The sequence below is a fragment of the Thalassovita gelatinovora genome, assembly GCF_001458355.1.
GTDB classification, from domain to species: Bacteria; Pseudomonadota; Alphaproteobacteria; order Rhodobacterales; family Rhodobacteraceae; genus Thalassobius; species Thalassobius gelatinovorus.
This window is the reverse complement of sequence record NZ_CYSA01000025.1, coordinates 84,797-110,480: the sequence shown is the minus strand read 5'-3', so window position 1 is coordinate 110,480 and position 25,684 is coordinate 84,797. Positions and strand designations below refer to the sequence as shown.

22 protein-coding genes and 3 tRNA genes are annotated in these 25,684 nt (G+C 57.5%); 16 read left to right on the top strand and 9 right to left on the bottom strand.

Annotated features, from left to right (window positions below; translation table 11 throughout):
* Positions 1-188 precede the first annotated feature (188 nt).
* Both TG4357_RS12795 and TG4357_RS12790 read right to left on the bottom strand, forming a co-directional pair.
* Positions 189-1,406: a glycosyltransferase family protein gene (locus TG4357_RS12795; protein ID WP_058263292.1), complete on the bottom strand. Its 1,218-nt coding sequence runs from the start codon at positions 1,404-1,406 to the stop codon at positions 189-191.
* Positions 1,407-1,411: 5 nt separating this feature from the next.
* Positions 1,412-2,206 (bottom strand): HAD-IIB family hydrolase, encoded by a 795-nt coding sequence (locus tag TG4357_RS12790; RefSeq protein ID WP_058263291.1) that lies wholly within the window; start codon positions 2,204-2,206, stop codon positions 1,412-1,414.
* A 46-nt stretch (positions 2,207-2,252) separates the two neighbouring features.
* On the opposite strand from TG4357_RS12790, the gene TG4357_RS12785 reads away from it, so the two are divergent.
* From TG4357_RS12785 to TG4357_RS12770, 4 genes are all read left to right on the top strand, one after another.
* A tRNA-Val gene (locus tag TG4357_RS12785) sits at positions 2,253-2,328 on the top strand.
* A 414-nt stretch (positions 2,329-2,742) separates the two neighbouring features.
* Positions 2,743-2,819: transfer RNA gene (locus tag TG4357_RS12780), tRNA-Asp, on the top strand.
* A 34-nt stretch (positions 2,820-2,853) separates the two neighbouring features.
* A tRNA-Asp gene (locus TG4357_RS12775) sits at positions 2,854-2,930 on the top strand.
* Positions 2,931-2,958: 28 nt separating this feature from the next.
* Positions 2,959-3,186, top strand: a complete 228-nt coding sequence (locus TG4357_RS12770; RefSeq protein WP_058263290.1) for a hypothetical protein — start codon at positions 2,959-2,961, stop codon at positions 3,184-3,186.
* Here TG4357_RS12770 and TG4357_RS12765 read toward each other — a convergent pair.
* A complete protein-coding gene (locus TG4357_RS12765; protein ID WP_058263289.1) occupies positions 3,177-3,995 on the bottom strand; it encodes a hypothetical protein in 819 nt (272 codons plus the stop codon). The genes TG4357_RS12770 and TG4357_RS12765 overlap by 10 nt on opposite strands.
* A 90-nt stretch (positions 3,996-4,085) precedes the next feature.
* Here TG4357_RS12765 and TG4357_RS12760 point away from each other — a divergent pair, with 90 nt between their 5' ends.
* On the top strand, positions 4,086-4,961 hold the full coding sequence (locus TG4357_RS12760) for a glycosyltransferase family protein (RefSeq protein ID WP_058263288.1): 876 nt from the start codon (positions 4,086-4,088) through the stop codon (positions 4,959-4,961).
* A gap of 91 nt (positions 4,962-5,052) precedes the next feature.
* Here TG4357_RS12760 and TG4357_RS12755 read toward each other — a convergent pair whose 3' ends face one another.
* Positions 5,053-6,426 carry a M20/M25/M40 family metallo-hydrolase gene (locus TG4357_RS12755; protein ID WP_058263287.1) on the bottom strand — a complete coding sequence of 458 codons (1,374 nt, stop codon included), beginning with the start codon at positions 6,424-6,426 and terminating at the stop codon, positions 5,053-5,055.
* A 219-nt stretch (positions 6,427-6,645) separates the two neighbouring features.
* Here TG4357_RS12755 and hemA point away from each other — a divergent pair, with 219 nt between their 5' ends.
* From hemA to ispG, 3 genes are all read left to right on the top strand, one after another.
* Complete coding sequence (gene hemA / locus TG4357_RS12750) at positions 6,646-7,869, top strand: 5-aminolevulinate synthase (protein WP_058263286.1); 1,224 nt, start codon at positions 6,646-6,648, stop codon at positions 7,867-7,869.
* Positions 7,870-7,977: 108 nt separating this feature from the next.
* Positions 7,978-9,198: a helix-turn-helix domain-containing protein gene (locus TG4357_RS12745; RefSeq protein ID WP_058263285.1), complete on the top strand. Its 1,221-nt coding sequence runs from the start codon at positions 7,978-7,980 to the stop codon at positions 9,196-9,198.
* Between the two features lie 72 nt (positions 9,199-9,270).
* Complete coding sequence (ispG, locus tag TG4357_RS12740) at positions 9,271-10,398, top strand: flavodoxin-dependent (E)-4-hydroxy-3-methylbut-2-enyl-diphosphate synthase (RefSeq protein ID WP_058263284.1); 1,128 nt, start codon at positions 9,271-9,273, stop codon at positions 10,396-10,398.
* A 50-nt stretch (positions 10,399-10,448) separates the two neighbouring features.
* Here ispG and TG4357_RS12735 read toward each other — a convergent pair whose 3' ends face one another.
* From TG4357_RS12735 to TG4357_RS12725, 3 genes are read right to left on the bottom strand one after another with little or no spacing between them, the layout of a single operon-like run.
* Positions 10,449-10,946, bottom strand: coding sequence for a glutaredoxin family protein (locus TG4357_RS12735; RefSeq protein ID WP_158509075.1), 498 nt, complete (start codon positions 10,944-10,946; stop codon positions 10,449-10,451).
* Complete coding sequence (locus tag TG4357_RS12730; protein WP_058263282.1) at positions 10,943-11,689, bottom strand: DsbA family protein; 747 nt, start codon at positions 11,687-11,689, stop codon at positions 10,943-10,945. Before TG4357_RS12730 ends, TG4357_RS12735 begins: the two co-directional genes overlap by 4 nt.
* Positions 11,689-13,020, bottom strand: a complete 1,332-nt coding sequence (locus TG4357_RS12725) for a M48 family metalloprotease (protein ID WP_058263281.1) — start codon at positions 13,018-13,020, stop codon at positions 11,689-11,691. The genes TG4357_RS12730 and TG4357_RS12725 overlap by 1 nt, the downstream gene beginning before the upstream one ends.
* Positions 13,021-13,084: 64 nt before the next feature.
* Between TG4357_RS12725 and TG4357_RS12720 the strand changes: the two genes are divergently transcribed.
* From TG4357_RS12720 to TG4357_RS12685, 8 genes are all read left to right on the top strand, one after another.
* Complete coding sequence (locus TG4357_RS12720) at positions 13,085-14,233, top strand: pyridoxal phosphate-dependent aminotransferase (RefSeq protein WP_058263280.1); 1,149 nt, start codon at positions 13,085-13,087, stop codon at positions 14,231-14,233.
* Between the two features lie 114 nt (positions 14,234-14,347).
* A complete protein-coding gene (locus tag TG4357_RS12715; RefSeq protein WP_058263279.1) occupies positions 14,348-15,577 on the top strand; it encodes an N-acetylmuramoyl-L-alanine amidase in 1,230 nt (409 codons plus the stop codon).
* A gap of 107 nt (positions 15,578-15,684) precedes the next feature.
* Complete coding sequence (locus TG4357_RS12710; RefSeq protein ID WP_058263278.1) at positions 15,685-18,228, top strand: penicillin-binding protein 1A; 2,544 nt, start codon at positions 15,685-15,687, stop codon at positions 18,226-18,228.
* A gap of 127 nt (positions 18,229-18,355) precedes the next feature.
* Positions 18,356-19,483, top strand: a complete 1,128-nt coding sequence (prfB, locus tag TG4357_RS12705; protein ID WP_058263277.1) for a peptide chain release factor 2 — start codon at positions 18,356-18,358, stop codon at positions 19,481-19,483.
* 125 nt (positions 19,484-19,608) lie between these two features.
* Positions 19,609-21,012 carry an amidase gene (locus TG4357_RS12700; RefSeq protein ID WP_058263276.1) on the top strand — a complete coding sequence of 468 codons (1,404 nt, stop codon included), beginning with the start codon at positions 19,609-19,611 and terminating at the stop codon, positions 21,010-21,012.
* A gap of 71 nt (positions 21,013-21,083) precedes the next feature.
* On the top strand, positions 21,084-21,857 hold the full coding sequence (locus tag TG4357_RS12695) for a DUF2189 domain-containing protein (protein ID WP_058263275.1): 774 nt from the start codon (positions 21,084-21,086) through the stop codon (positions 21,855-21,857).
* Between the two features lie 137 nt (positions 21,858-21,994).
* Positions 21,995-22,396 (top strand): c-type cytochrome, encoded by a 402-nt coding sequence (locus tag TG4357_RS12690; protein ID WP_058263274.1) that lies wholly within the window; start codon positions 21,995-21,997, stop codon positions 22,394-22,396.
* Positions 22,397-22,742: 346 nt separating this feature from the next.
* A complete protein-coding gene (locus TG4357_RS12685) occupies positions 22,743-22,997 on the top strand; it encodes a hypothetical protein (RefSeq protein ID WP_058263273.1) in 255 nt (84 codons plus the stop codon).
* An 81-nt stretch (positions 22,998-23,078) separates the two neighbouring features.
* Here TG4357_RS12685 and ilvN read toward each other — a convergent pair whose 3' ends face one another.
* Complete coding sequence (gene ilvN / locus TG4357_RS12680) at positions 23,079-23,639, bottom strand: acetolactate synthase small subunit (protein WP_058263272.1); 561 nt, start codon at positions 23,637-23,639, stop codon at positions 23,079-23,081.
* Positions 23,640-23,704: 65 nt separating this feature from the next.
* Entirely contained in the window at positions 23,705-25,459 is a 1,755-nt protein-coding gene (locus TG4357_RS12675) for an acetolactate synthase 3 large subunit (protein WP_058263271.1), read from the bottom strand.
* Between the last annotated feature and the right edge of the window lie 225 nt (positions 25,460-25,684).

Below are 25,684 nucleotides of genomic sequence, written 5' to 3'. Positions count from 1 at the left end.
CCCCACATCTTATTCCCCTAATACTTAGGATACTCATACACATTAAGTAATATGAACGTCCTGCCCCCGTATTTTGTTAACGATTGCAACACGCTTTGTTTGTCCCGCACAAGAAATGTGATGGAAACAGACTGTTTTCAATTGCACCAAATGGGGGCAAACAAAAAAACAATTGGAACAAATGTCCTCTAGATTTCCTTGAAATCCAGATGGGCGGCTTTCAATCGGTCCATCATCAGGTCCTGATCGGCGGAATGGACCCGGCTCCAGGTCGGGATGAATGGGGTTTCATGCGGATTGTCGAGGAAAATGCGCCCGGCTTCGACAATGTTTTCAGCAAAGAGTTCGACCGCGCGTTCTTCTTGATGGCGATCAACGGTCAGCCCGTTCATCTGCGCATCGTTGGAGTAACATTCCAACAGGTCCAGCGCAGACCGGTAATAGGTCGCCTTCAGGGTGCGAAAGATTTCTTCGGTGAAGACGGTGCCATCGGCCGCGAGCTTGCGGAAGATCGATTTGCAGATATCGATCGACATGCGGCTCAACCCCTTGTTCTTGTCTTCGGGGCTGAGAATTTGATGTTTGTGATCGTAGGCATCCGAAATTTCCACTTGGCACACCGATTTTGGTGCGAAATTGCGCCAGGCTTCGGACAGAACGCCGATTTCCAGACCCCAGTCCGACGGCATTCGCAAATTCGGCAGGATATTTGTCCGCATGGCGAATTCACCTGACAACGGATAGCGGAAAGAGCGTAGGAAATCGAGATAGTCCCGGTCACCGATCACCCGTTTCAACGCGATCAGGATTGGTGCAACCAACATCCGGCTGACCCGACCATTGAGTTTGCCGCCCCCGATCCGGGGATAGAAGCCCTTGGACATCTGATAGGCGAAATTGGGGTTTGCAACCGGGTAAACCAGCCGCGCCAGCATTTCCTTGTCATAGGTGAGAATGTCGCAATCGTGGATCGCCACCACTGCACTGTCCTGACAAGCCATCAAATAGCCCAGACAAGACCAGACATTTTTACCCTTGCCCGGTTCGCTAGGGCCCAGCCCCAGCCGTTCCAGACGGGTGTCGATCGCCTGCATCCGCGGGCTTTCATTCCAGATTACAACATGCTGCTGTGGCAGTCGGGAAAAGAATTGCTTGGCATAGCGATATTGTTCTTCGTCGGCGCGATCCAGACCGATGATGATGCGGTGCAGATAGGGAACCTGAGACAACTCATCGATGATCCGTGGCAGCGCTTCGCCTTCCAGCTCGGAAAACAACGACGGCAGCATCAGTGAAATTTTCCGGGTTTCGTTGATTGCTGTCAGCTCTCTGACCAGAACATCCGGCTCTCCGGTGCGTAGATTATGCAAGGTTGCGATATTGCCGTTCTGGTGAAAATCTGCCACTCGCTTCAGGCTCCGTTTTTGTTGTTTGTTGGGTCCGAGATTAGCGACAGTACCATATGGTTCCAACCGGAAGGCCCGGTTTTTGTGCTTCTTAGAAGGCGGTATGCCTGTTTTTTAGGCAGTGGAGGCAGGGGCTTTGCGTGAGGATTTTTGATCAGGACCGGATAATCCGCCGCCATCAGCATTTCCAGATCGTTCGGGGCATCCCCCAAGGCGATCCGAGGCGGGTTGCCATAGAGATCGGCGATTTCATCCATCCGGTCTGCCTTGGTGCTGCCCAGACTAAGCGTCAAATAACGCCCACCATAACGTGCCGCGATTCCCATCACGGCAAGCGCCTGTTCGAAAATGCCACGTTCTTGTTCGTTGCCTGCCCATTCGCCGGGTTCCGAAAAGCTGCGCTGCCGGGCCAGCCGCGCCTGCGCCAGCGGCAAGCCGGTGGACCGGGCGACGTCTTGCGCGTCCATATCGCCAAATCCGGTAAAACAACGCCGTAAATCCGGCACGACTTGATCCAGTGCTGTGCGAATCCGGACGTAATCGTCTGCGCCCACCGTGGGTTTTGCAAATGCCGGTAGAATTCCGGCCCCGTTTTCGACAATGGCAGGGTATGCGGTGAGGTCGAGTTCATCCCTGAGCGGCGCAATTTCCGCCGCTGTTTTCGAACTGGCCAGAATCATCGGTGCCCCGATTTCCCGCAACCGCATCAAAGCCGGGGCGGCGGCGGCATGGCTGTAGCTGTCATGATCCAGCAATGTGCCATCTAGATCGGTGAAAACAATCAGGGGCGCTTTTGTCATCAGACCTCTTGCACCCTTTTGCAGCTTTCGTTATTACAGCGCGCACGGGTGATTAGCTCAGTTGGTAGAGCGCTTCGTTTACACCGAAGATGTCGGGAGTTCGAGCCTCTCATCACCCACCATTTCCCCTTAGTTTCGAAACGATTGCCGCTGATGCTGTCGTGTCGGCGCAACAGTTCCACTTATAAGAGTAAGTCACTTTGAGCGGGATGTAAAACGGGCCATTGTTACCGATGGCAATAGTGGCTTACGCAAGCCGGGTCATGCGGATTTTCGGTTCCGTGGTAATTGCGAACCGGATTATGCGGTGGACCCGATCATTTTAAAAAGCGACCGGGGCAATGCCAGATGGGGGGCGTCGCAATCCCCTAACCGGACCGGAAAACCTTGTCCTTTTGGTGATTTTCCTGCCGAATCTACCGACCCTGAAACGGGCGTCTGATTATTTGTGATTTTTCGGTCATCATGCGCTTGACGGGGCAGGGCGGTCGGCATAAACAGCCTCTCACGCTCGGGACGCCCCGGGCGGGCAGTGAGCGGTTGTAGCTCAGATGGTTAGAGTACCGGCCTGTCACGCCGGGGGTCGCGGGTTCGAGCCCCGTCAACCGCGCCACCACTGCCCGACCCGAAAAGACCCGAGAAAATGCGCGGTTGTAGCTCAGATGGTTAGAGTACCGGCCTGTCACGCCGGGGGTCGCGGGTTCGAGCCCCGTCAACCGCGCCATTTTCCTTATTAATAACAGGCCCCGCTCATGCGCCTTCTCGACACTCTGTCCTGGCCGATGCTGATCCTGGCCGCGATTGCTCTGGGGCTGGCGCCGTTCACGCCGGAACCGCATCTCTGGGGAAAGTTGAAAATGTTGATCGCGGGCGATTTGACCCGACTGATCGATATTTTCGACCTTTGCCTGCATGGCTTTCCTTTGGCGTTGCTGGCCGCCAAGGGCGTCAGAACCCTGGCCAACCGCGATCAGGGATAGCTGTAGCCCAGTATAGATTCGAGTTTCAGGTCCAGCGCCTGACGCATGAAATCCCGGTCTTCTGCGTTCATCTGCGCCGGCGCGTCGCCACGCAGTTCGGGGTCTACCGATAATTGGAACCGGTTGCCCATCCGACGCGTTACCCCTTTGATCGCTTCCCCTTTCAACGGCAAATCCAGCGTTTCCAATACCCATCTGGTAAAACCCTCGGGATCGGCCTGTACCGTTTCAGCCTTGACCAACATCAGATTGCACCCCCGGTTCAGCATTCCCAGATGGGATGCCAGTTTGACGCTGCGCATCTGAAACAGGTTGTCGAACCGCCGACCGGTGATCGGATGGCGATCAAATTGCAGTTCTTCTCCTTGCACTTTTTCAGCAATCTCGGGATGCAATTGGTCAAAATCACTGGGGCGGTCGACGATGCTGCGCCATGGATTGCGGATGAAGGCAGAAAAATTCAACACCTGCTGGTTCGGATCCAGATGCCAAGGCCGTTTGAACATCGACCGGGCCCAGTCTTCGGCATTGCGCACCGCCACCACGACCAGAAAATCGCGCGGGATCGCAATCATCTGAGGGGCGGCGTGTTTCCATCCCAACGCTTCGGTTCGGGTGATTTCGACATTTTTTTCGATCAGTTTGCGCACCAGATTGGTAGCCGAAGCCCGTTCGCCCAGAACCTGGAACTGGGTCAACGGTGCATCGTTCACACGGCGAAAAAACAGACCGGTTCGGCTGAATTCATCAAGAAGAATGGCAAGACCCTCTGTACTGTGCTGCGACCCGCTTCGTCGACGGCCCGACATATTTTAATTCTCAAGCCCCATCAAACAGGTTAGGACTGACGATAACAAGGCGTCCGGGCAAACCGGAACAGGACAATTGCAGGTGGTGTAATGCAATCGACAGCCGCCGTCGTCACTATGGTGCGCGACGACCATTTTTTTCTCAAGGCGTGGTTGCGCTATTACGGGGCGCTGTTCGGGCGGGAAAACCTCTATGTGATTAACCACGGTCGCGGTGAAGGCGTGGCCGAACTTGCACAAGGGTGCAATATCATCGGTTTGCCGGGGGATCCGCATAAAAACTTCGACATGAAGCGCTGGCGGCTGCTCAACGGGATCGTTGGCGGGCTGAAAAGCTACTACAAACACGTCATCGTCGGCGATGTCGATGAATTGCTGGTGATCGACCCGGAAAAGGGCCGGACGCTGCTGGAGTTCCTCGAAGTTCGCCGCGCGGATCAGGTGCTGACCCCGCTGGGGTTGGAATTGATACACCGTATCGATCTGGAACCCGACCCGATCCGCAACCGCATCCTTGGCCCGCGCCGGCATGTCAGGATCGCACCGCATTATTCAAAGCCTTGCGTGATCTCGACCGGTACCAAGATCGCGCGCGGCGGTCATTTTGCCCAGTACCCCAAGCTGAATACGCCCGAGGCGCTGTATCTGTTTCATCTGAAATTCTGCGATTTCGATGAATACAGCGCGGCGATGAACCGTCGTAACGCAGTGACCAGCGAAATCGGTGCCGAGATTTCCGACGCCTCGATTGGGCGCCACTGGTTCGCCTCTGAACGCGGCGAAGACCGCGCAATGTTTGAAGGCTTCGCCCGGATGACCATGATAGACGGCTTCGACATGCAGCCTTATCGCAAACACATGCATGACACGTTCAAGCTGCGCGGCGATACCGGGTTCTATGAATTCGACCGGCCCGACTATGACGCGCAATACAAATTGCCCGACCGTTTTAACGGGATTTTCTAGCCGAGGAATCGCAGCAGCGCCCTCAGAATTGCTTCGCCATTGGGCGAAGCAATTCCTGTGTGCCCGGAACGGGCGCTCGGGCAGATTGCACCTATCTGGTCAAAGCGTCCAGAATGCGGGCCCAGCTGCGCATACCCCGATGAAAACTCGACAGATCGTACTTTTCATTCGGTGAATGGATCTGGTCGTCATCCTTGCCAAACCCGATCAGCATCGCGTCGGTGCCCAAGATATCCTTGAAATAGCCTGCAATCGGAATCGACCCGCCACACCCGACATAGGCCGCGGGGTTCGGCCATTCCGCGCTCAACGCTTGGCGTGCCTGTTCGAACATCGGGTTGTCGATCGACATCTGCGATGCCGGCGATGCCTTTTCGGTACGGTATTCGATGCTGAAACCGTCCGGCAGGAGGCTTTCGACATAGGCTCGGAAACTTGCTCGGATCGCATCGGGGTCTTGCTGACCAACAAGGCGGAAACTGACCTTGGCGCTGGCTTGACTTGGCAGCACGGTCTTAAACCCGGCGCCGGTATAGCCACCCCAGATGCCATTCACGTCGCAGGTCGGCCGGGACCAGATCATTTCGATCGGCATCCGGTCTTGCTCGCCCGCCGGGTCTTTCAATCCGACTTCACCCAAGAAAGCCTGGTGATCGAAATTCAACCCTTGCCACTGTGCCAGAACCTCTTCGGGCAGTTCTTCTACCCCGTCATAGAAACCGGGCAGGGTGATCCGGCCGGTATCATCATGCAGGTCAGCCAGAATTCGGGTCAGCACCCGGATCGGGTTCATCGCGACGCCGCCATACATGCCAGAATGCAGATCTCGGTCCGGGCCGGTGATGGTGAAATCTTCCCCCAGCAGGCCGCGCAGCATGGTCACGATGGTCGGCGTGCTGTCGCCATAAAGCCCGGTATCGCAGATCAACGCGATGTCAGATTTCAACTCGTCGGCGTTGTCGCGCATGAACGGGATCAGCGATGGCGACCCCGATTCTTCCTCGCCTTCGAAAAAGAATGTAATTTTGCATGGCAGCGTCCCGTTGACCGATTTCCATGCGCGGCAGGCTTCGACAAAAGTCATCAACTGGCCTTTATCATCCGATGCGCCACGGCCGCGGATCACCTTGTGGCCGCCCACTTCCTCGATCGCCGGGTCGAATGGATCGCGGTCCCACAGGTCCAGCGGATCGACCGGTTGCACGTCGTAATGGCCGTAAAACAGGATATGAGGACCGTCGCCTTCGATATGGCCGACAACCATCGGATGTCCCGGGGTGGCGCGTTTTTCCGAATGAATACCAATGCTTTGCAGGTCGGACACCAACCAATCTGCGGCGGTCTGGCAATCACCCGCATAGGCGGGGTCGGTCGAAATCGAAGGGATCCGCAGCAGCTCTATCAGTCGCTCTGTGGCGGCGGGCAAATCCTGATCGATACGGGACAGAACAGTTTCAAGCGACATGGGGGCTCCTGCATATTTGGATGTCGCGGCTCAAATGGCCGCGCCGCCTGATTTTCATCATCGCCGGGCTTGATGCAAGTCAAGGAATGCAGAAGCGTCAAATTGTTACCTTTCGCCGAACGAAGGCTCGGACTATAACATTTTCTTGAATATGTTCGAACAGGACAAGCCCGATGGAAACGCGCATATTACGCCGGGCCCAAGATAAGGATCAAAGACGTGGATTACTCGGCCAAGCTCGATGAAGCCCTCAACAATTTGCACGAAGAGGGACGGTATAGAACCTTTATCGATATCGAACGGGAAAACGGTAATTATCCGCACGCGCTCTGGACCCGTCCCGACGGCACACAGAAATCGATTACCGTCTGGTGCGGCAATGACTATCTGGGCATGGGGCAGCATCCGGTCGTATTGGCCGCAATGCACGAAGCGATTGATGCCACCGGCGCGGGATCGGGGGGCACCCGAAATATTTCCGGCACCACGGTTTATCACAAACGTCTGGAGGCGGAACTGGCCGATCTGCATGGCAAAGAAGCAGCACTTGTTTTCACCAGCGCTTATATCGCCAATGACGCGACGCTTTCGACCCTGCCCAAATTGTTCCCCGGCCTGATCATTTATTCGGACGAACTCAACCACGCTTCGATGATCGAAGGTGTGCGCCGCAATGGCGGGGCCAAACGGGTTTTCCGTCACAACGACATGGAACATCTGCGTGAACTGCTTGCGGCGGATGATCCCGCAGCGCCCAAGCTGATCGCTTTCGAATCTGTGTATTCAATGGATGGCGATTTTGGCCCGATCGAAGCGATTTGTGATCTGGCTGATGAATTTGGGGCCCTGACCTATATTGACGAAGTCCATGCCGTTGGCATGTACGGCCCGCGCGGTGGCGGTGTCGCGGAACGCGACCGGCTGGCCCATCGCATCGACATCATAAATGGCACCCTGGCCAAGGCCTATGGTGTGATGGGCGGCTATATCGCTGCCTCGGCCAAGATGTGCGATGCGGTGCGGTCCTATGCGCCGGGCTTCATCTTCACTACCTCGCTGGCACCGGCGATTGCCGCCGGGGCGGCGGCATCTGTCGCACATCTGAAAACCGATCAGGCACGTCGTGACCAGCACCAAACCCAAGCCCGGATATTGAAAACCCGGTTGAAGGGGCTGGGATTGCCGATCATCGATCATGGATCACATATCGTGCCGGTGATCGTCGGCGATCCGGTTCATACCAAGCAACTGTCTGACATGCTGCTGGAACAGTTCGGTATCTATGTCCAGCCGATCAATTATCCCACCGTTCCGCGCGGGACCGAACGGCTTCGGTTTACCCCGTCGCCGGTTCACGGCCCGGACGAAATGGACAAGTTGGTACGCGCCCTTGACGATCTTTGGTCGCAATGTGCGCTGAATCGTGCCGAAATGAGCGCCTGAAACCACATGTGGTGTAAATATCCTTGCCTTATGCTAGCATGACATCAACAAAGGTCGCGTCTCGAATCGATTGATTCAGTAAGCGAATCAGCAGGTAGGGCAGTGGGGATGATCAGGCGAAAAAGACCAAAGGTGTCAGACGTAGCGGTCGCCGGCCCGAAAGGGTTCGACGATTTCGAGATGCGTCTGGGCGATGTCATGCGCGGCGAAAGGGCCACGTTAGGCAAATCGTTGCTCGACGTTCAACGCGAACTTCGGATCAAGGCCGCCTATATCGCGGCCATCGAAAATGCCGACCCTTCGGTTTTTGACACACCCGGCTTTATTGCCGGGTATGTTCGTTCTTACGCCCGTTACCTTGGTATGGACCCCGAAGAAGCGTTTGATCGTTTCTGCGAAGAAAGCGGGTTTTCCACCGCGCACGGCATGTCCGCCGAAGCGTCCAGCCGGAAAGCCGCGAAAGAAGTTCCGTTGGCTGCAATGGGAGGCCGCGATCCGTTCAATGCACCGACCACGCCCTTCGCCCCGGTGAAGGAAGGTTTTTTTGCCAATATCGAACCCGGTGCAATCGGATCATCGCTGGTTCTTTTGGCGCTGATCGGCGGGATCGGGTATGGTGGTTGGACCGTACTGAACGAAATCCAGCGGGTGCAGTTTGCCCCGGTGGAAAATACCCCTGATGTTCTGGCTGATCTCGATCCGCTGGCGACAACCCGGTCGTCGACCGTGGCGGGTGGTGTTGCGCAAAGCGGTGCGTTCACCCCTCCGGCAGAAGCATTGGACCGGCTGTACCGGCCGCAGGCGCTGGATGTGCCGGTGCTGGTGGCGCGTGATGCCCCGATTTCCACCCTCGATCCCAGCAGCGTCGGCAGTTTCGTGCCCGCAACCCCGGATCAGTTCGACACGGCCTTTGCCGATCCCGAACCGGCAGCGCAACCTATTCCCGACTTGCCGCAAGTGGTTGAACGTCTGGGCGATGGGGTGACCATCGTGGCCGCGCGCCCGTCTTGGGTCCGGGTTCAATCTGCGGACGGAACTTCGGTTTTCGAAGGTATCATGGAACCTTGCGACACTTACACCGTGGCACAAACCGAACAGCCGCACACGATCCGGGTCGGCGACAGCGGATCGATCTATTTCGCAGTGGACGGCACGACGCGGGGACCGGCGGGATCACGCGGTTCCGTCACGTCGAAACTGGCGTTGTCGATTGATCATCTGAACGCCACTTATCAGGTCGCTGATTTCGACGCTGACCGCGATATTGCGAAAATTGTTGCCGATCTGCGCGGTGAATCGCCGGAACCGTTCTGTCAAAACCTCGACTGAGACTGCTGATCCGGTTGCAGGGGGGCGGGGGATGGCCTATGTCCTTGCCTGCAAATGCAGAGGGTTCCTTCCATGTCGCTGAACCACATCCGCCCATGGCGCAACATCTATCGCCGTGAAAGCCGCAAAATCCATGTCGGCAATGTGCCGGTCGGGGGGGATGCGCCGATTTCGGTGCAGACGATGACCAACACCCTTACGTCGGACGTCAAGGCCACGGTCGAGCAGGTGCAGCGCGCCGCGGAGGCCGGGGCGGATATCGTGCGGGTTTCGGTCCCGGATGAAGCGAGTTCCAAGGCGCTGAAGGAAATCGTGCGCGAAAGCCCGGTACCGATCGTCGCCGACATCCATTTCCACTACAAACGCGGGATCGAAAGCGCCGAGGCGGGCGCGGCCTGTCTGCGCATCAATCCCGGCAACATTGGCGATGAAAAGCGCGTCAAGGAAGTAATCAACGCGGCGCGCGATCACAACTGTTCCATCCGCATCGGCGTCAATGCCGGGTCGCTGGAAAAGCACCTACTGGAAAAATACGGCGAACCCTGTCCCGACGCGATGGTCGAAAGCGGATTGGACCACATCCGCATCCTGCAAGACCACGATTTCCACGAATTCAAGATCAGCGTGAAAGCGTCCGATGTCTTCATGGCCGCCGCGGCATATCAACAACTGGCCGATCAGACCGATGCGCCGATCCATCTTGGGATCACCGAAGCGGGTGGGTTGATGTCGGGCACGATCAAATCGGCCATTGGGCTGGGCAACCTGCTGTGGATGGGGATTGGCGACACGATCCGGGTCAGCCTGTCGGCCGATCCGGTGGAAGAGGTCAAGGTCGGGTACGAAATCCTGAAAACGCTGGGTCTGCGCCATCGCGGCGTCAATATCATTTCCTGTCCCAGCTGTGCGCGACAGGGGTTCGACGTGATCAAGACGGTCGAGGCGCTTGAAAAGCGGCTGGAACATATCAAGACCCCGATGAGCTTGTCGATCATCGGCTGCGTGGTGAACGGGCCGGGCGAGGCGCTGATGACCGATGTCGGGTTCACCGGTGGCGGCGCGGGTTCCGGCATGGTCTATCTGGCCGGTAAAGCCAGTCACAAGATGTCCAACGACAAGATGATCGACCATATTGTCGAAGAAGTCGAAAAGCGCGCCGAAGTGATCGAGGCGGATCAGAGCCAAGACGCCGCTGAATAACCCGTGCCGTATGCCGGGGCCGTGGCCGGTGTTTTCGCCGGGCTATGGTCTTATTTTGACAGGTATTTCCCGATCACTGCCACCGGTACATGGCCGCGCACAATCATATTGGGCAACACATAGCTGGGGGCCATGTCCACCCCGATCCGTTCGACTAGGTCGGCTTGCCGGGTGATATCAATGAAATTGACGCGCAGGTCGATATTTTCTGACAACTGACGCAGGTCGTCCTTGGCACGTTCGCAATCCGGGCAGTCGGGCCGCACGAACAATGCCAGCGGATGTTCGGCCTCAGGCGATCCGATCCGGGTGGCGGTTGGATCAAACAGTTCGGCCGCTGCTGCGGCCAGTCGCGCAAGGTCGCGGTCGATATGTTCCCGGTCATCGGGGGCAGGGGGATTGAAGGCGCGCCAGACCGGTTCCGGATCGGCCAGCAAAGCAGCGCGCAGTTCAGCAGCAAAGGCCGGATCGGTGGAGGATACGCCATCGGCCTGCGCGGCCCCTGTAAAAAGGACCGCCAATAGACCTGCCGTAAATATTCGGATCACTTGGCTTCCCGGACCGCCGCGACCAGTTCCATCATGTTGGCCAATGGCACATAGCCACGCAGCATCTGGTCGCCCAGAATAAAAGTCGGGGTGCCGCTGATGCTCAGATCGCGCGCCAGCACGTGGTTGTCGCCGATCAACTGATTGACCTCTGGGCTGTTCATCTGGGCCATGATCGCGTCGCCATCAAGATCCAGTGTTTCGGCCAGACGGGCCAATGATTGCTGGCCGATATTGCCGCGGAAATTGATTAGCGCGTCATAGGTTTTTTCATAGGCTGCATCGCCCGCGACCAGTTTGGTCGCAATGGCAAACCGCGATGCCAAAACCGATTCATCGCCCAGGATCGGGAATTCTTTTACGATATAGCGAATATTACCGTCGGTTTCGACCAGTTCGGCCACTTCACCATGCGCTTTGCGGCAATAGCCGCAGCGATAGTCCATGAATTCGACCAGTGTGATATCACCTTCGGGATTGCCGCCAACCCAAGCCCGGTCATCGTTATAGATCGCGTCGTTATGCGCCGCGATCATGGTTTCGTCTTTCTGCGCTTCGGCGTTGGCCTGACGTTGTTCGAAGATCTGATAGGCTTCCAGGATCACTTCGGGATTTTCCAGCAGATAGGCGCGCACTTCGGCGCGGAAGGCCGAACGTTCCTGATCGTCCATGCTGGTGATATCAAAGGCCTGTGCCGGCAGGGCCAGAGTGGCAAACGCGACGGTGGCGAGGAACTTTTTCATTACTTCTTCCTTTTGCTGGCTTGGGCCTCGGCAGCAGAGAACACATCCTGCGCCCGAAGCCAAGGGGCGGAACCGCGCGGCAAAAGGCCCGCCGCGCGTTCGGCGTGAATTCGTGCATCCTTGAAGCGACCGGCCAGCGCATAGCGTTCCGCGGTCAGTACCGAAGCCATGCCGGTATTGCCGGTTTTGGCATAGGCGGTGGCCAGATCGCGCAGGACACGCGCATCGGAAAAATCCCTTGCCCGGGCTTTTTCCAGCACGTTGCGCGCCTGTTTCGGGTTTCCCGCCGCCAACAACGCCCGGCCCTGACCGCCAAGGATCAGGGCATTGGTCGGTGCCAGCGCCGCGGCGCGGCCATAGGCGGCGACCGCCGCCTTGGCGTTGCGGCTTTCCAGCAGGATTTGACCGTGCAAATCATGCGCGAACGGATCATTGGGGCGCAGGGCGATTAATTTGCGGATCGCGGTCTGGGCTTTGGCGCTATCGGGTTGGCGATGATAGGCGACTGCTTGCCGGATCAACGCGATATCGGTGCTGGCGCTGGACCCGGCCCGGCGCAAGGTCCAGCTGGGGGCGCGCAAAAAAGCCGACAGCTTGCCCTGCGCCCGGGCGAACCAGTAAGCGCTGTTGGCGGTGCTGCTGGGTTTTGTTTTGGCCGCCTGCGCCAGGGCTGTCACCGCCCGTATCCGGTCCCGTGATAGCGGATGGGTGCGGGCATACGGGTCTTGACGGCTGACATTCAGCATTTCCTGACCACGAAAGATATCGAGCACACCCAGCATGGCCTTGGGATCGGCCCCCGCCGATGCCAGATAGCGTAGGGCCGAACTGTCGGCCGCGCTTTCTTCGGCGCGGGTGTGGGACATGAACATGCGGTTGGCCGAACTGCCGACCCCCAGGCTCAGTGCGCCCGCTGCGCGTGCATCGGCCCCAGACGCCGCTGCAGTCGCCGCCAAGGCCATGCCAAGCCCGGTAATCGTATTGGCCATCCGCATATTTGCAAAACGCCTTGCAATATGACCATTGGCGATATGCGCCGCTTCATGGGCCAGAACGGCCTGTAATTCGTCCGCCGATTTCAGTTTCAGCAGCAAGCCGGAATGGATGAAGATATGACGGTGATCGATAACAAAAGCGTTCAGGCTGCTGTCTTTGATCACCATCACCTTGACCGATCCGGCGGGTAGCCCGGCGGCGTTCAACATCGGGCGGGCGATTTCGCCAAGCGCATGTTCGATGTCCGGGTCGCGCAGCAGCGTTATCGCCTGCGCCGGAAGGGTATGCGCCAGCAAGACCGCCCAAACGGCGAGGATGCGTAAAAGAGGATGCATTGACGGCGCGCCTGTTTCCGGATGAATTGGCTTTTCGGTTGGCTGGCAGCATAGGAAGGAAACCATGCGAAACTCAAGACGATCACAGGTTGATCCCTTTATTGTGATGGATGTGATGGAAGCCGCCCGCGCCGCCGAAGAAGCCGGGCGCAATATCATCCACATGGAAGTCGGCCAACCCGGCACGGCCGCGCCGAAAGGTGCACGTCAGGCCTTGACCCGGCAAATGGCGGAAGACGCGATGGGCTATACCGTGGCGCTTGGCCTGCCGGAATTACGCAAACGCATCGCCCGGCTTTATGGCGATTGGTACGATATCGATCTGGATTGGAACCGGGTGATCGTGACGCCGGGATCGTCGGGGGCGTTTTTGCTGGCCTTTACCGCTTTGTTTGATACCGGCGACCGGATCGGGATCGGCGAACCGGGCTACCCGTCTTACCGGCAGATATTGACCGCGCTCGATCTGGTGCCGGTGGGGTTGTCCGCGTCACCGCAAAACCGGCTGCAGCCTGTGCCCGCGGATTTTTCCGGGTTGGATTTGCAAGGGCTTATGGTGGCTTCGCCGGCCAATCCATCCGGTACCATGCTGAGCAAGCCGGCGATGGAAGCTTTGGTTTCGGCCTGTCGGGACAACGATATCGCCTTTATCAGCGACGAGATCTATCACGGCATCGAATACGAGGCCAAAGCGGTCACCGCGCTGGAAGTCACCGACAACTGCTACGTGATCAATTCCTTTTCCAAATATTTTAGCATGACCGGCTGGCGCGTTGGCTGGATGGTGGTGCCCGAAGACCATGTGCGGGTGATCGAGCGATTGGCGCAAAACATGTTTATCTGCCCCAGCCATGCCAGCCAGATCGCCGCGCTTGCCGCGATGGAATGCGGTGACGAGCTTGAGGCCAATATGGCCGTTTACCGAGAAAATCGCCGGTTGATGTTGGAAGGGTTACCCAAAGCAGGCTTTACTAAGATCGCACCACCAGACGGGGCGTTTTATGTCTATGCCGATGTCAGCGATCTGACCTCTGACAGCCGCGCCTTTGCCGCCGAGATTCTGGAAAAAGCCGGGGTGGCGGTGACGCCGGGGTTGGATTTCGATCCGTTGCGCGGGGCAGGGACATTGCGCTTTTCCTATGCCCAGGCCACGGCCGAAATCGTTGAAGGGCTGACCCGGCTGGAGCTTTTCATGGCGCAGCGGTGGGGATGACTGAAACGGTCGGAATTCGAGTATTTTTCGGACCAATGAAATGGTGCAGTGAGGGCCGTGCAAACCGGCATAAAACGGGGTAGTGTTTCGGCAAGAGCAACCGAAAACGGGCAAATGAACGGTATATTCAGAAATTTATGGCTGGCAGTCGTACTGGCCTTTTGGACCTTTCCGGGATTGGCGCAGGATCTGTCCGGGCTGGCGCGGGTTGAAATCGGCACGTCCCAGATCACCGATCGGTGGGGCGGCGGGATCGAGGTTGATCTGGCGCTGAGCCAAGGGGTGCCTTTTCGTGCCTATACGCTGATCGAGCCTGCAAGGCTGGTGTTGGATTTTCGCGAAGTGGACTGGCGTGGGGTGACCAAACCGGTGCTGCTGAACGCCGACAATGCCAGCGATCTGCGGTTCGGCACCTTCCGGCCCGGATGGTCGCGGATGGTGCTTGATTTGGCTGGTCTATATGCGATCGAAAGCGCTGGGATGAAAATCGCGCCGCAAAGCGGTGCTGCACGGCTTAATGTCACGTTAGCCGCCACCGATGCGGCGGATTTCGCTGCGCGGTCCGGTGCCCCTTACGATCCGCGATGGGACCTGCCCGATCCGGTGGCGCGGGCGGTCACCAAGGGGTTGCCGGGGCAGGGACCCTTGGTCGTAGTGTTGGATCCGGGGCATGGCGGGATTGATCCCGGAGCGGAACGGGACGGCTATAACGAAAAGAACCTGATGCTGACCTTTGCCCGCGAATTGAAGGAAACACTGGTTCGGTCGGGCGGATTTACCGTGATCCTGACGCGCGAAGACGACCGTTTTGTATCGCTGGAACGCCGTGTTGAATTGGCGCATGAAGCGGGGGCGCATGTGTTTTTGTCGCTACACGCAGATGCTTTGGCCGAAGGCCAGGCGAAAGGCGCGACTTTGCATTTGTTATCGGACAAGGCGTCTGATGCAGCGTCGGCGAAACTCGCCGAGCGGCATGATCGCGACGATATCCTGTCCGGGGTGGACCTGACAGGGCAGGACGACGTGGTCGCCGATATCCTGATGGATCTGGCGCGGCAGGAAACCAAGCCGCGAACCGAACGGCTGGCACAGGCGATGATCAAGGGGATTACCGGGGTCGGGGTAAAGATGAACCACCGCCCGTTGCGTCGGGCCGGGTTTTCGGTGCTCAAAGCGGCCGATATTCCCTCGATCCTGTTGGAGGTGGGCTTTTTGTCGAACCCGAACGATTTGAATAACCTGTCGAATAAGCAGTGGCGCATCAACATGGCGTCGGGCATCCGCGACGCCCTGCGCGCTTGGGCCACCGAAGATGCGGCGCTGGCCAAACTGGTGCGGCAATAAATTCGCACCGGCGGGCAGCGGATTTCGGCCCAGCATTCAAGCGGAGTTGTTTTGACGGGACGCGACGCTGACAGTATAGAGTGGCTACTAATCACAAGGGGCGTTGCGTGCTGAGGTTCATTCTTTCCTTTTTTGGGGCGATTTTTACCCTGGTGACGCTGGGCATCGCCGTGGTCGCCCTGAGCATCGGGTCGATTTTCTATATCTATGGCCGCGATTTGCCGAGCCATGAAAGCCTGGCGCAATATACCCCGCCGACGATCAGCCGAATTTATTCTGGTGAAGGTCAGATTATCGACGAATTCGCGGAAGAACGGCGGTTGTTNACACCCGCCGATGAAATTCCCGATCTGGTCAAATACGCCTTCATTTCGGCCGAAGACAAAAATTTCTACACCCATAAAGGGTATGATGCCCGCGGAATCGCGGCGGCGGCGTTGGAAGCCGTGAAAACCCGCGGCGGATCGGTACGCGGTGCCTCAACCATCACTCAACAGGTGATGAAGAATTTCCTGCTTGGTGGGGAACGCCGGATCGAACGCAAGATCAAGGAAATCATCCTTGCCACGCGGGTCGAGGAAAGTCTGAGCAAGGACAAAATCCTTGAGCTTTACCTTAACGAGATTTTTCTGGGGCAAAATTCCTATGGCGTGACGGCGGCGGCGCAGACCTATTTCAACAAGACATTGGGGGAACTGGCCCCGCACGAAGCGGCGACATTGGCCTCGATGCCCAAAGCGCCGGGCAAATTCCATCCGGTGCGCAACAAGGATAGGGTCCTGTCGCGCCGCAACTTTGTGCTCAAGGAAATGGCCGAAAACGGTTATATCTCGCAGGCGACTTATGAGACGGAAAAGGAAATGCCGCTGCGTTCGGTTCAGAACGGGGATTTTGACAGCTTCAAATCTGCGCTGCCTCCGCGCGATTATTTCACTGATGAAATCCGCCGTCAGCTCAGCGGCGATTTTGGCGAGGAACAGTTTTTTTCGGGCGGCATGACAGTGCGCGCGACGGTCGACCCCGAGATGCAGGTCGAAGCCGCTTTGGCTCTGCGCCGGGGATTGGAAAAATATGACCGCGAGCGTGGGATCTGGTCCGGCACCGGTTTGACGATCCCGTCTGGTCAATTGGGCGACTGGCGCGAAGCGCTGTTATCGGTTGCGGTGCCGCGCGATATTGAACTGGATGGCCCTTGGCATCCGGCCGTGGTGTTGGAACTTGGCAAGAACGACGCGCGGATCGGCATTGAAGGGGTCGAAGACGATGCTGATGGCCACTGGATTTTGGCCAAGGATGTGCAGTGGGCCCGTAAAAAGCTGGAAGACGGCAAGCTAGGCAAAAAGGCGCGAGTGGCCGGTGATTTGCTATCGATTGGCGACGTGGTTCTGGTGCGTGCCCTGACCAAAGATGATGATGGTAGCTTTATCCGCTGGACCCTGCGTCAGGTGCCGGAAATTCAGGGCGGGTTCATGGCGATGGACGTCAATACCGGCCGGGTGATCGCCATGCAGGGGGGGTTCAGCTATCAGCATTCGGTGTTCAACCGTGCAACGCAGGCGATGCGTCAACCGGGGTCAAGCTTCAAACCCTTTGTCTATGCTGCGGCATTGGACAGTGGATATTCCCCGGCCACCATCGTGATTGACGCGCCGATCGAGGTGGACACGCCTCAAGGCCTGTGGCGGCCGCGCAATTCGTCAAACAAATTCTATGGCCCGACGCCACTACGAACCGGGATCGAGATGTCGCGGAACTTGATGACCATCCGCCTGGCACAGGAAATCGGCATGGATGTGGTGGCCGACTATGCGGAACGGTTCGGGGTGTATGATAATATGGGTCAGTTTCTGGCCAATTCGCTGGGGGCGGATGAAACCACGCTTTACCGTATGGTTGCCGCTTATGCGATGTTCGCCAATGGCGGCGAACGGGTGGAACCGACATTGGTCGACCGGATTCAGGACCGCTATGGCAAGACGATCTATCGCCACGACAGGCGTGATTGCGTCGATTGCGAAAATCCCGCCGTACCCGCAAATCGCAGCCCCGCCATCGTGTCGAACCGCGAACGGGTGATGGATGCGATCACCGCCTATCAACTGACTTCGATGATGAAAGGGGTGGTCGATCGTGGCACCGCTTCCAGCACCGTCAACGTGGATGTTCCGATCGCGGGGAAAACCGGTACCACCAACGAAGCGCGCGACGTTTGGTTCATCGGGTTCAGTTCGAACATCGTGGCGGGCTGTTATATGGGCCACGATCAGCCGCGTCCGTTGGGGCGCGGTTCCTATGGCGGCACCATGTGCGGTCCGGTCTTTACCGAATTCATGAAAAAGACCACTCAGAAATATGGCGGCGGCCCGTTCAAGGTGCCCGAGGGTGGTCATTTCATCAAGATCGATCGCTATACCGGCGAACGCCTGCCCAACGATGTCAGCGGTGCCAACGTGGTGGCGGAATATTTCCGCGATGGTGAAGAACCGATTTTCGGTATTACCTTTGATGGTGGTTTCGCCGTCGGTGCCAACCTGCCGTTGTTCGAAGAAGTCGACCATACCGGGCGTGAAGTCACCACATCCACCGGGAAAAAGGCGGTTGTGGGGCCGAAGGCGACCTTTGGGTCGGTGTCTTCGGGTGGCCTGTACTGATCTTGATGTCACCGGCCCGGCGGACCATCTGTCTGCCATTCCATTGCCGCTAGATCCCGCGCGATGCTTGCCCCTGCCTGCGGGCTGGTTTATCACGCGGCACTGAGAGTTTGTCAAAGGAAGCCCAATGCGCGCCGAGGTTCAGAATACCGTCTCTGAAATCGAAAAATCACTGGAGCTGCTGCGCCAGCGAATGGATTGGGAAACGGCACAGTTCCGGTTGGAAGAATTCAACGCGCGGGTCGAAGACCCGACGCTTTGGGACGATCCGGAAAATGCGCAAAAACTGATGCGCGAACGTCAGGCACTGTTGGATTCGATTAAGACCCATGACGATATCAAACAGGAAATGACCGACTGCATCGATCTCATCGAACTGGGCGAGATGGAAGAAGATGAAGAGGTCGTTCAGGATGCTGAAAAGGCATTGATGGACTTGGCCAAGAAAGCCGCGAAGAAAGAACTCGAAGCGCTGCTGAATGGCGAAGCCGACGCCAACGACACCTTCTTGGAAATCAACTCTGGCGCTGGTGGCACCGAAAGTTGCGACTGGGCCTCGATGCTGGCGCGGATGTATGTCCGCTGGGCTGAAAAGAAGGGCTATAAGGTCGAATTGCAATCGATGAGCCCGGGCGAAGAGGCCGGAATCAAATCGGCGACGTACAAGATTTCCGGCCACAATGCCTATGGCTGGCTGAAATCGGAATCGGGTGTGCATCGGTTGGTGCGGATTTCACCCTATGACAGTGCGGCGCGGCGCCATACGTCGTTCAGTTCGGTCTGGGTCTATCCGGTGGTCGATGACAATATCGAAATCGAAGTGAACCCGTCTGATATCCGCATCGATACCTACCGGTCTTCAGGGGCCGGCGGTCAGCACGTGAACACCACGGATTCGGCCGTGCGGATCACTCATATCCCCACCGGGGTGGTGGTGACCAGTTCGGAAAAATCGCAACACCAAAACCGCGATATCGCCATGAAGGCGCTGAAATCGCGACTTTATCAGATGGAACTCGACCGTCGAAATGCCGATATCAATGCCGCGCACGAAGCCAAGGGGGATGCCGGTTGGGGCAACCAGATCCGGTCCTATGTGTTGCAGCCCTATCAGATGGTGAAGGATCTGCGGACTTCCTATGAAACTTCTGACTCTGCAGGGGTATTGGACGGGGATCTGGATGGCCTGATGGCGGCCACTCTGGCGATGGACGTATCGGGCAAAAGCCGCGCCGAAGCTCAGGGCGAGGACTGACTTCACAGTCGTTAGGCTGGGAACCCCTCCGAATGCGTCGCTTTAAAGGCTTGCACCCGGTCAGGTCTTTAGCCGATGTTAACCATGCGGGTTCGCCCGTCGGAAAGTCGTGGGAGTAACAAGGAATGAATTTGCTGGATCGCGATGCGCTGGAAATTTCAGCCCTGTTGGAATCCCGGGAGCTGAGCGCCGAAGAGTTGATGAAGGCGACGCTCAAACGCATCGAGGCGGTCAATGGCAAGATCAACGCAATCGTATCGCTGCGCGACCGCGATACCCTGATCGCCGAGGCACGTAAGGCAGATAACACTCCAAGGCGAGGCTGGTTGCACGGTATGCCGTTGGCGGTCAAGGATCTGGCCAATGTCGCGGGCATTGAAACCTCGATGGGATCGCCAATCATGGCCGGCCAAGTGGCCAAACAGGATTCCGTTTTCGTGTCCCGGATGCGCCGGGCCGGTGGGCTTTTCATCGGTAAAACCAACACGCCGGAATTCGGTCTGGGCAGCCATACTTTCAATCCGGTTCATGGTCACACCCATAACCCTTACGACTTGTCGAAATCGGCGGGGGGGTCGTCCGGCGGCGCGGCTGCGGCCCTAGCATCGCGGATGCTGTCGGTGACGGACGGGTCAGACATGATGGGCAGCCTGCGCAATCCGGCGGCTTGGTGCAATGTATACGGCTTCCGGCCCAGTTGGGGCCGGGTGCCTGCCGATCCCGAAAACGAAATGTTTCTGCATCAGCTTTCTACCAATGGCCCGATGGGCCGCTCGCCCGCCGATATCGCGGCGCTGCTTGAGGTGCAGTCAGGGTGGGACAGTTCCCAACCACATGGGTTTCTGCCAGAGATTTTTCTTGATCGGTTGATGGGCGATCTGGCCTTTGCCCGGATCGGTTGGCTCGGCGATTGGGGCGGTGCATATGCGATGGAAAGCGGCGTGATGCAGACCTGTACACAGGCGCTCAAATCCTTCGAACGGATGGGCAGCATTGTCGAAGAAATCGCCCCGCCTTTCCCGGCCGAACAAATCTGGGACGCCTGGATCACGCTTCGGTCCTGGTCCATCGCTGCCAAACTGGGTCCTCTTCTGGAAACCCATCGGGACGACTTGAAGCCCGAAGCGATCTGGGAAATCGAACGCGGGCTGAAGCTCAGCGCGATGGAGGTCAACCAAGCCAGCGTGGTGCGGTCGCAATGGTTCCGCAAAGCGGCCGAGTTGTTCGAGGATTATGATCTGTTGGTGATGCCAACGGCGCAGGTCTGGCCGTTCCCGGTGGAAAAACGCTATCCCAAATCCATTGCCGGGAAATCGATGGACACCTATCACCGCTGGATGGAAGTCGTCGTACCGGTCAGCCTGATCGGTCTGCCCTGTCTTAGCGCGCCGATTGGCTTTGGGGAAAACGGTCTTCCGATGGGGCTGCAACTGATCGGCCCGGCGCGTGGCGATTTGCGGGTGTTGCAGTTGGGCCAAGCTTGGCACGAAGGTACGGGATTTCCGGGCAAACATCCCCCAAACCTCTAGTAATCCTTGATTTTAGGCAGAAAACCCTTTCCCATAGTCAAAAACGTGAATGTTTTTATGGGAGGAAACAGATGCCGGAGGCTCCTTTGCCGGGCGCGCCCGAATTGCGGCCCGTCACGTTCGATATTCTGGCCGAAGCACTTCGGCGGAGCTGGGCAGATATGAAACGCGCGCCTTTTTTCGGGGCAGTCTTTGCTGGATTCTATGTGGCGCTTGGCCTTGTGATGGCCTGGGTTACCATCGCCACAGGGCAATCCTATTGGCTGATTTTCGCGGCTGTGGGCTTTCCGTTGATCGGTCCTTTCGCGGCCGTCGGCCTTTACGAGGTCAGCCGCCGACTTGATCAGGGACGTGCAATGGATCTGTATCAGATTTTCGGCGTCGTGGCGCGGCAATCAAAACGCCAACTGCCATCGATCAGCGCAATCATCATCTTCATGTTCCTATTCTGGTTTTTCATCGCCCATATGATCTTTGCGCTGTTCATGGGGTCGATGACGCTGACCAATGTCTCGACGTCCTTCGAAGTCTACCTGACCGTCAACGGGTTGACGATGCTGGGGCTGGGCACCGTGGTGGGGGCCGGTTTCGCGCTTCTTCTCTATATGATCACGGTCATTTCGTTGCCGATGCTACTGGACCGCGAAGTCGATTATGTCACCGCCATGATCACCAGCTTCCAGACGGTTCAGGAAAATCTGCTGCCGATGCTGGCTTGGGCGACTTTCATTGCTGTCGTCACCTTCATCTCTTTGTTACCGGCGTTTTTGGGTCTTTTCTTTACCCTGCCGCTTCTTGGCCACGCAACTTGGCATCTGTACCGGCTGGTTTCAGAACCAGGTTGAGTACGTTTCCAAAGGCGCATTGACGTAGGTCAACTTTTCCAAAGCAGTTCTGACGCAGCATATGTGCTAAGATGTGGAATATTTATTTGTTATCTCGGTGTATCGCGCATCTGCCATTTTTAAGGAGGAGAAGACCAATGCATAGAAGGACGGTTTGCGCGGCTGCTGTGATTGCAGCGCTCCTTGGCGGGTCGGCTTTGGCCGAAGGAATGGAAGATCCTGGCAACACGACTTATGTACAATATTGCGCTGCGTGCCATGGAGAATTTGGCATCGGGAACGGGGCAATCGCCGAACTGCTGACCACCGAAGTGCCCGATCTGACCAAACTGTCGGCCAGTAATGACGGGGTATTCCCGATGCTGCAGGTGATACATATCATCGATGGCCGGACTGGGGTTCGGGCGCATGGTGGCCCGATGCCGGTCTTCGGGGCGCTTTTCGCGGATGACGCTGACATGGGGCCTTATGGTGGTCCTGTTTATACCCGGGGCAAGATCCTGTCCTTGGCCTATTATCTGGAATCGCTTCAGAAATAGTCAGACCTTTCCCACGCGAAACAGGCTACAGGACCAACCGCGCCAGTATTCTGGCGCGGTTGTTTTGATTTCGGGCGATTCGCGTCATATGTGCGGTGGTTCGCCAATGCGGGTCGGGATGTGTCAGCGGCGGAGCGGCGCCAAATTTCAGCCGCGCCATCGGCTCCGTTTCGCCGGGGCGATTTCCTGCGCCAAACCCTGCCTAGATTCCCCGGGTGATTTCGCAAGGAACTGCCAGAAACCGGTGCCGCTAATCGCGCCGCTTTGCACCCCTCCATATTGCTGGTCGGGTGACATCAGGACAGGCACAAGGCCGTCCCTGAAACCCTGATAAGAGGACCCTAAAATGCGTATTGCATCCCGTATCACCACCGCCGCCATCGCCCTGACCCTCGCCACCTCTGTTCTGGCCGAGGAAATCGACAGCAGCGTCGATATCGATGGCGACGGTTTTTACAGCTATGCGGAGCTTTCCGCGGTCTATCCCGACCTGACCGAGGAAAGCTTTGCCGAATTCGACATTTCTGCCGAAGGGCTGCTCGACGCGCAGGAAGTGTCGGAAATGAAAAAGGCTGGCGCCTTTCCGATGAAGGAAGGCTGAACCGGCTGCAATCCCAACGATCGTTTCGACACGTTCAGGACAAGCCCGCTTCGGCGGGCTTGTCTTATCGGTTTGATCTGGTCAGATGCCGCGCGACAGCGCCGCAACGCCGGTCCGGGCCACTTCGACCAATCCCAGTGGCCGCATCAGGTCCACGAAGGCGTCGATCTTTTCCGGCGTGCCGGTGATTTGGAAAACGAAACTTTCCAATGTGCTGTCCACTGCGTTGGCGCGGAAAATATCGGCCAAGCGCAGCGCCTCGACCCGTTTGTCGCCGCTGCTGGCTACCTTGACCAGCGCCAGTTCGCGTTCCACCGTCGCCCCTTCGACAGTCAGGTCATGTACCCCATGCACCGGCACGATCCGGCCCAGCTGAGCCTTGATCTGTTCGATCACCTGGGGGGTGCCTTCGGTGACGATGGTGATGCGGGAATGATGGCCCATATGGTCGACTTCGGCCACGGTAAGGCTTTCGATATTGTAACCGCGCCCCGAAAACAGCCCGATCACCCGGGCCAGAACGCCGGGTTCGTTATCCACCATCACCGCCAGCGTATGGCGTTCCTTGGTGTCGGAAAAATTCGGGCGCAGGTTATAGGCGGAATGCTTCGTCGAGCCTTTTTTGATGTGTAGAGCAGCCATGATGTCTTCTTCTGTTCAAAAATATCCACGGGGGTCCGGGGGCAGTCAGCCCCCGGGGCTCGGTTTTAGACCAGAACTGCGCCGGAATTGCCGATCGCGTCCTGGGTATTGGCATCGCCCAGCAGCATCTTGTTATGCGGTTCGCCCGACGGGATCATCGGGAAACAGTTCTCATGCTTTTCAACCAGACAGTCAAAGATCACCGGGCCATCGTAATTGATCATTTCCATGATCGCATCATCCAGATCATCGGGATCATCGCAGCGGATGCCCTTGGCACCAAAGGCCTCGGCCAGTTTCACGAAATCGGGCAACGCTTCGGACCAGCTTTGGGAATAGCGTTCGCCGTGCAGCAATTCCTGCCATTGCCGCACCATGCCAAGCCGCTCGTTGTTCAGGATGAACTGCTTCACCGGCAGTCGGAACTGCACCGCAGTGCCCATTTCCTGCATGTTCATCAGCCAGGATGCTTCACCGGCCACGTTGATCACCAAGCTGTCAGGATGCGCCATCTGGATACCGATCGAGGCCGGCATGCCGTAGCCCATGGTGCCCAAGCCGCCGGAAGTCATCCAACGGTTCGGATCTTCGAAACCAAGGTATTGCGCCGCCCACATCTGGTGCTGGCCGACTTCGGTGCAGACATAGCGGTCATGGCCTTTGGTCAATTCTTCCAGCCGCGACAGCGCATATTGCGGCTTGATGATCTTGCCTTCCTGTTTGAACTTCAGGCAATCGATCTCTTTCCAGCTGTCGATCTGCTTCCACCAGCCGATTAGCGCTTCCTTGTTGGTCTTGCGGCCGCGCGATTTCCAGACCTTCAGCAGGTCTTCCAGCACATGGCCGACATCCCCGACGATCGGGATGTCGATCCGGATCACCTTGTTGATCGAACTGGGATCGATATCGATATGGGCCTTCTTCGATTTTGGGCTGAATGCATCAAGGCGGCCGGTGATGCGGTCATCGAAACGGGCCCCGACATTGATCATCAGGTCGCAATCGTGCATCGCCATATTGGCTTCGTAAAGCCCGTGCATCCCCAGCATTCCGAGCCAACTGTCACCGCTGGCCGGATAGGCACCGAGCCCCATCAGGGTCGATGTGATCGGGAACCCGGTGGCTTCGACCAGTTCGCGCAGCAACTGACTTGCGGCGGGGCCAGAATTGATCACACCGCCACCAGTATAGAAAATCGGTTTCTTGGCGCTTTCGATTGCTTCAACCAATTCCACGATTGCGTCCATATCGCCTTTTGTCTGCGGCTGATAGTGGCTGACTTCGACCTTCTTCGGTTCGACATAGGTGCCGTTGGCGAATTGCACATCCTTGGGAATATCGACCAGAACCGGGCCGGGGCGGCCCGATTTGGCGACATGGAAGGCTTCGTGGATGGTGCCGGACAGCTTCTCGGTATCCTTCACCAGCCAGTTATGTTTGGTGCATGACCGGGTGATGCCGACGGTGTCGGCTTCCTGAAACGCGTCCGATCCGATCATGAAGGTCGGCACCTGACCGGTCAGCACAACGATCGGGATCGAGTCGAGCAAAGCATCGGTCAGCCCGGTCACCGCATTGGTGGCACCGGGGCCGGATGTCACCAGAACAACACCAGGCTTGCCGGTGGACCGGGCATAGCCTTCGGCGGCATGGACCGCGCCCTGTTCGTGCCGCACCAACACGTGTCGGATATCGTTTTGCAGGAAAATCTCGTCGTAAATCGGTAGCACCGCACCGCCGGGGTATCCGAATACGACATCCACGCCCTGATCCTTAAGGGCCTGGACTACCATTTTCGCTCCGGTCATCTGACGTTTCATTTGTTCGCTCCGTTTACGACGTCAACAATTCAGCCAATAAAAAAGCCCCCGATTTTTGATCGGGGGCGCATGGGGTACCAATATGGTGTCCGTTACCGGCCCATGCGCCATTTTCCTACGATTACGACTAGCGTATTCATCGCCTGAGGCTCCTACTGTGCTGGGCGCGATTATTATTGTCGCCAGCGGGGGGCGTCAACCTGCATTTAATCGGAAAATGTCGCT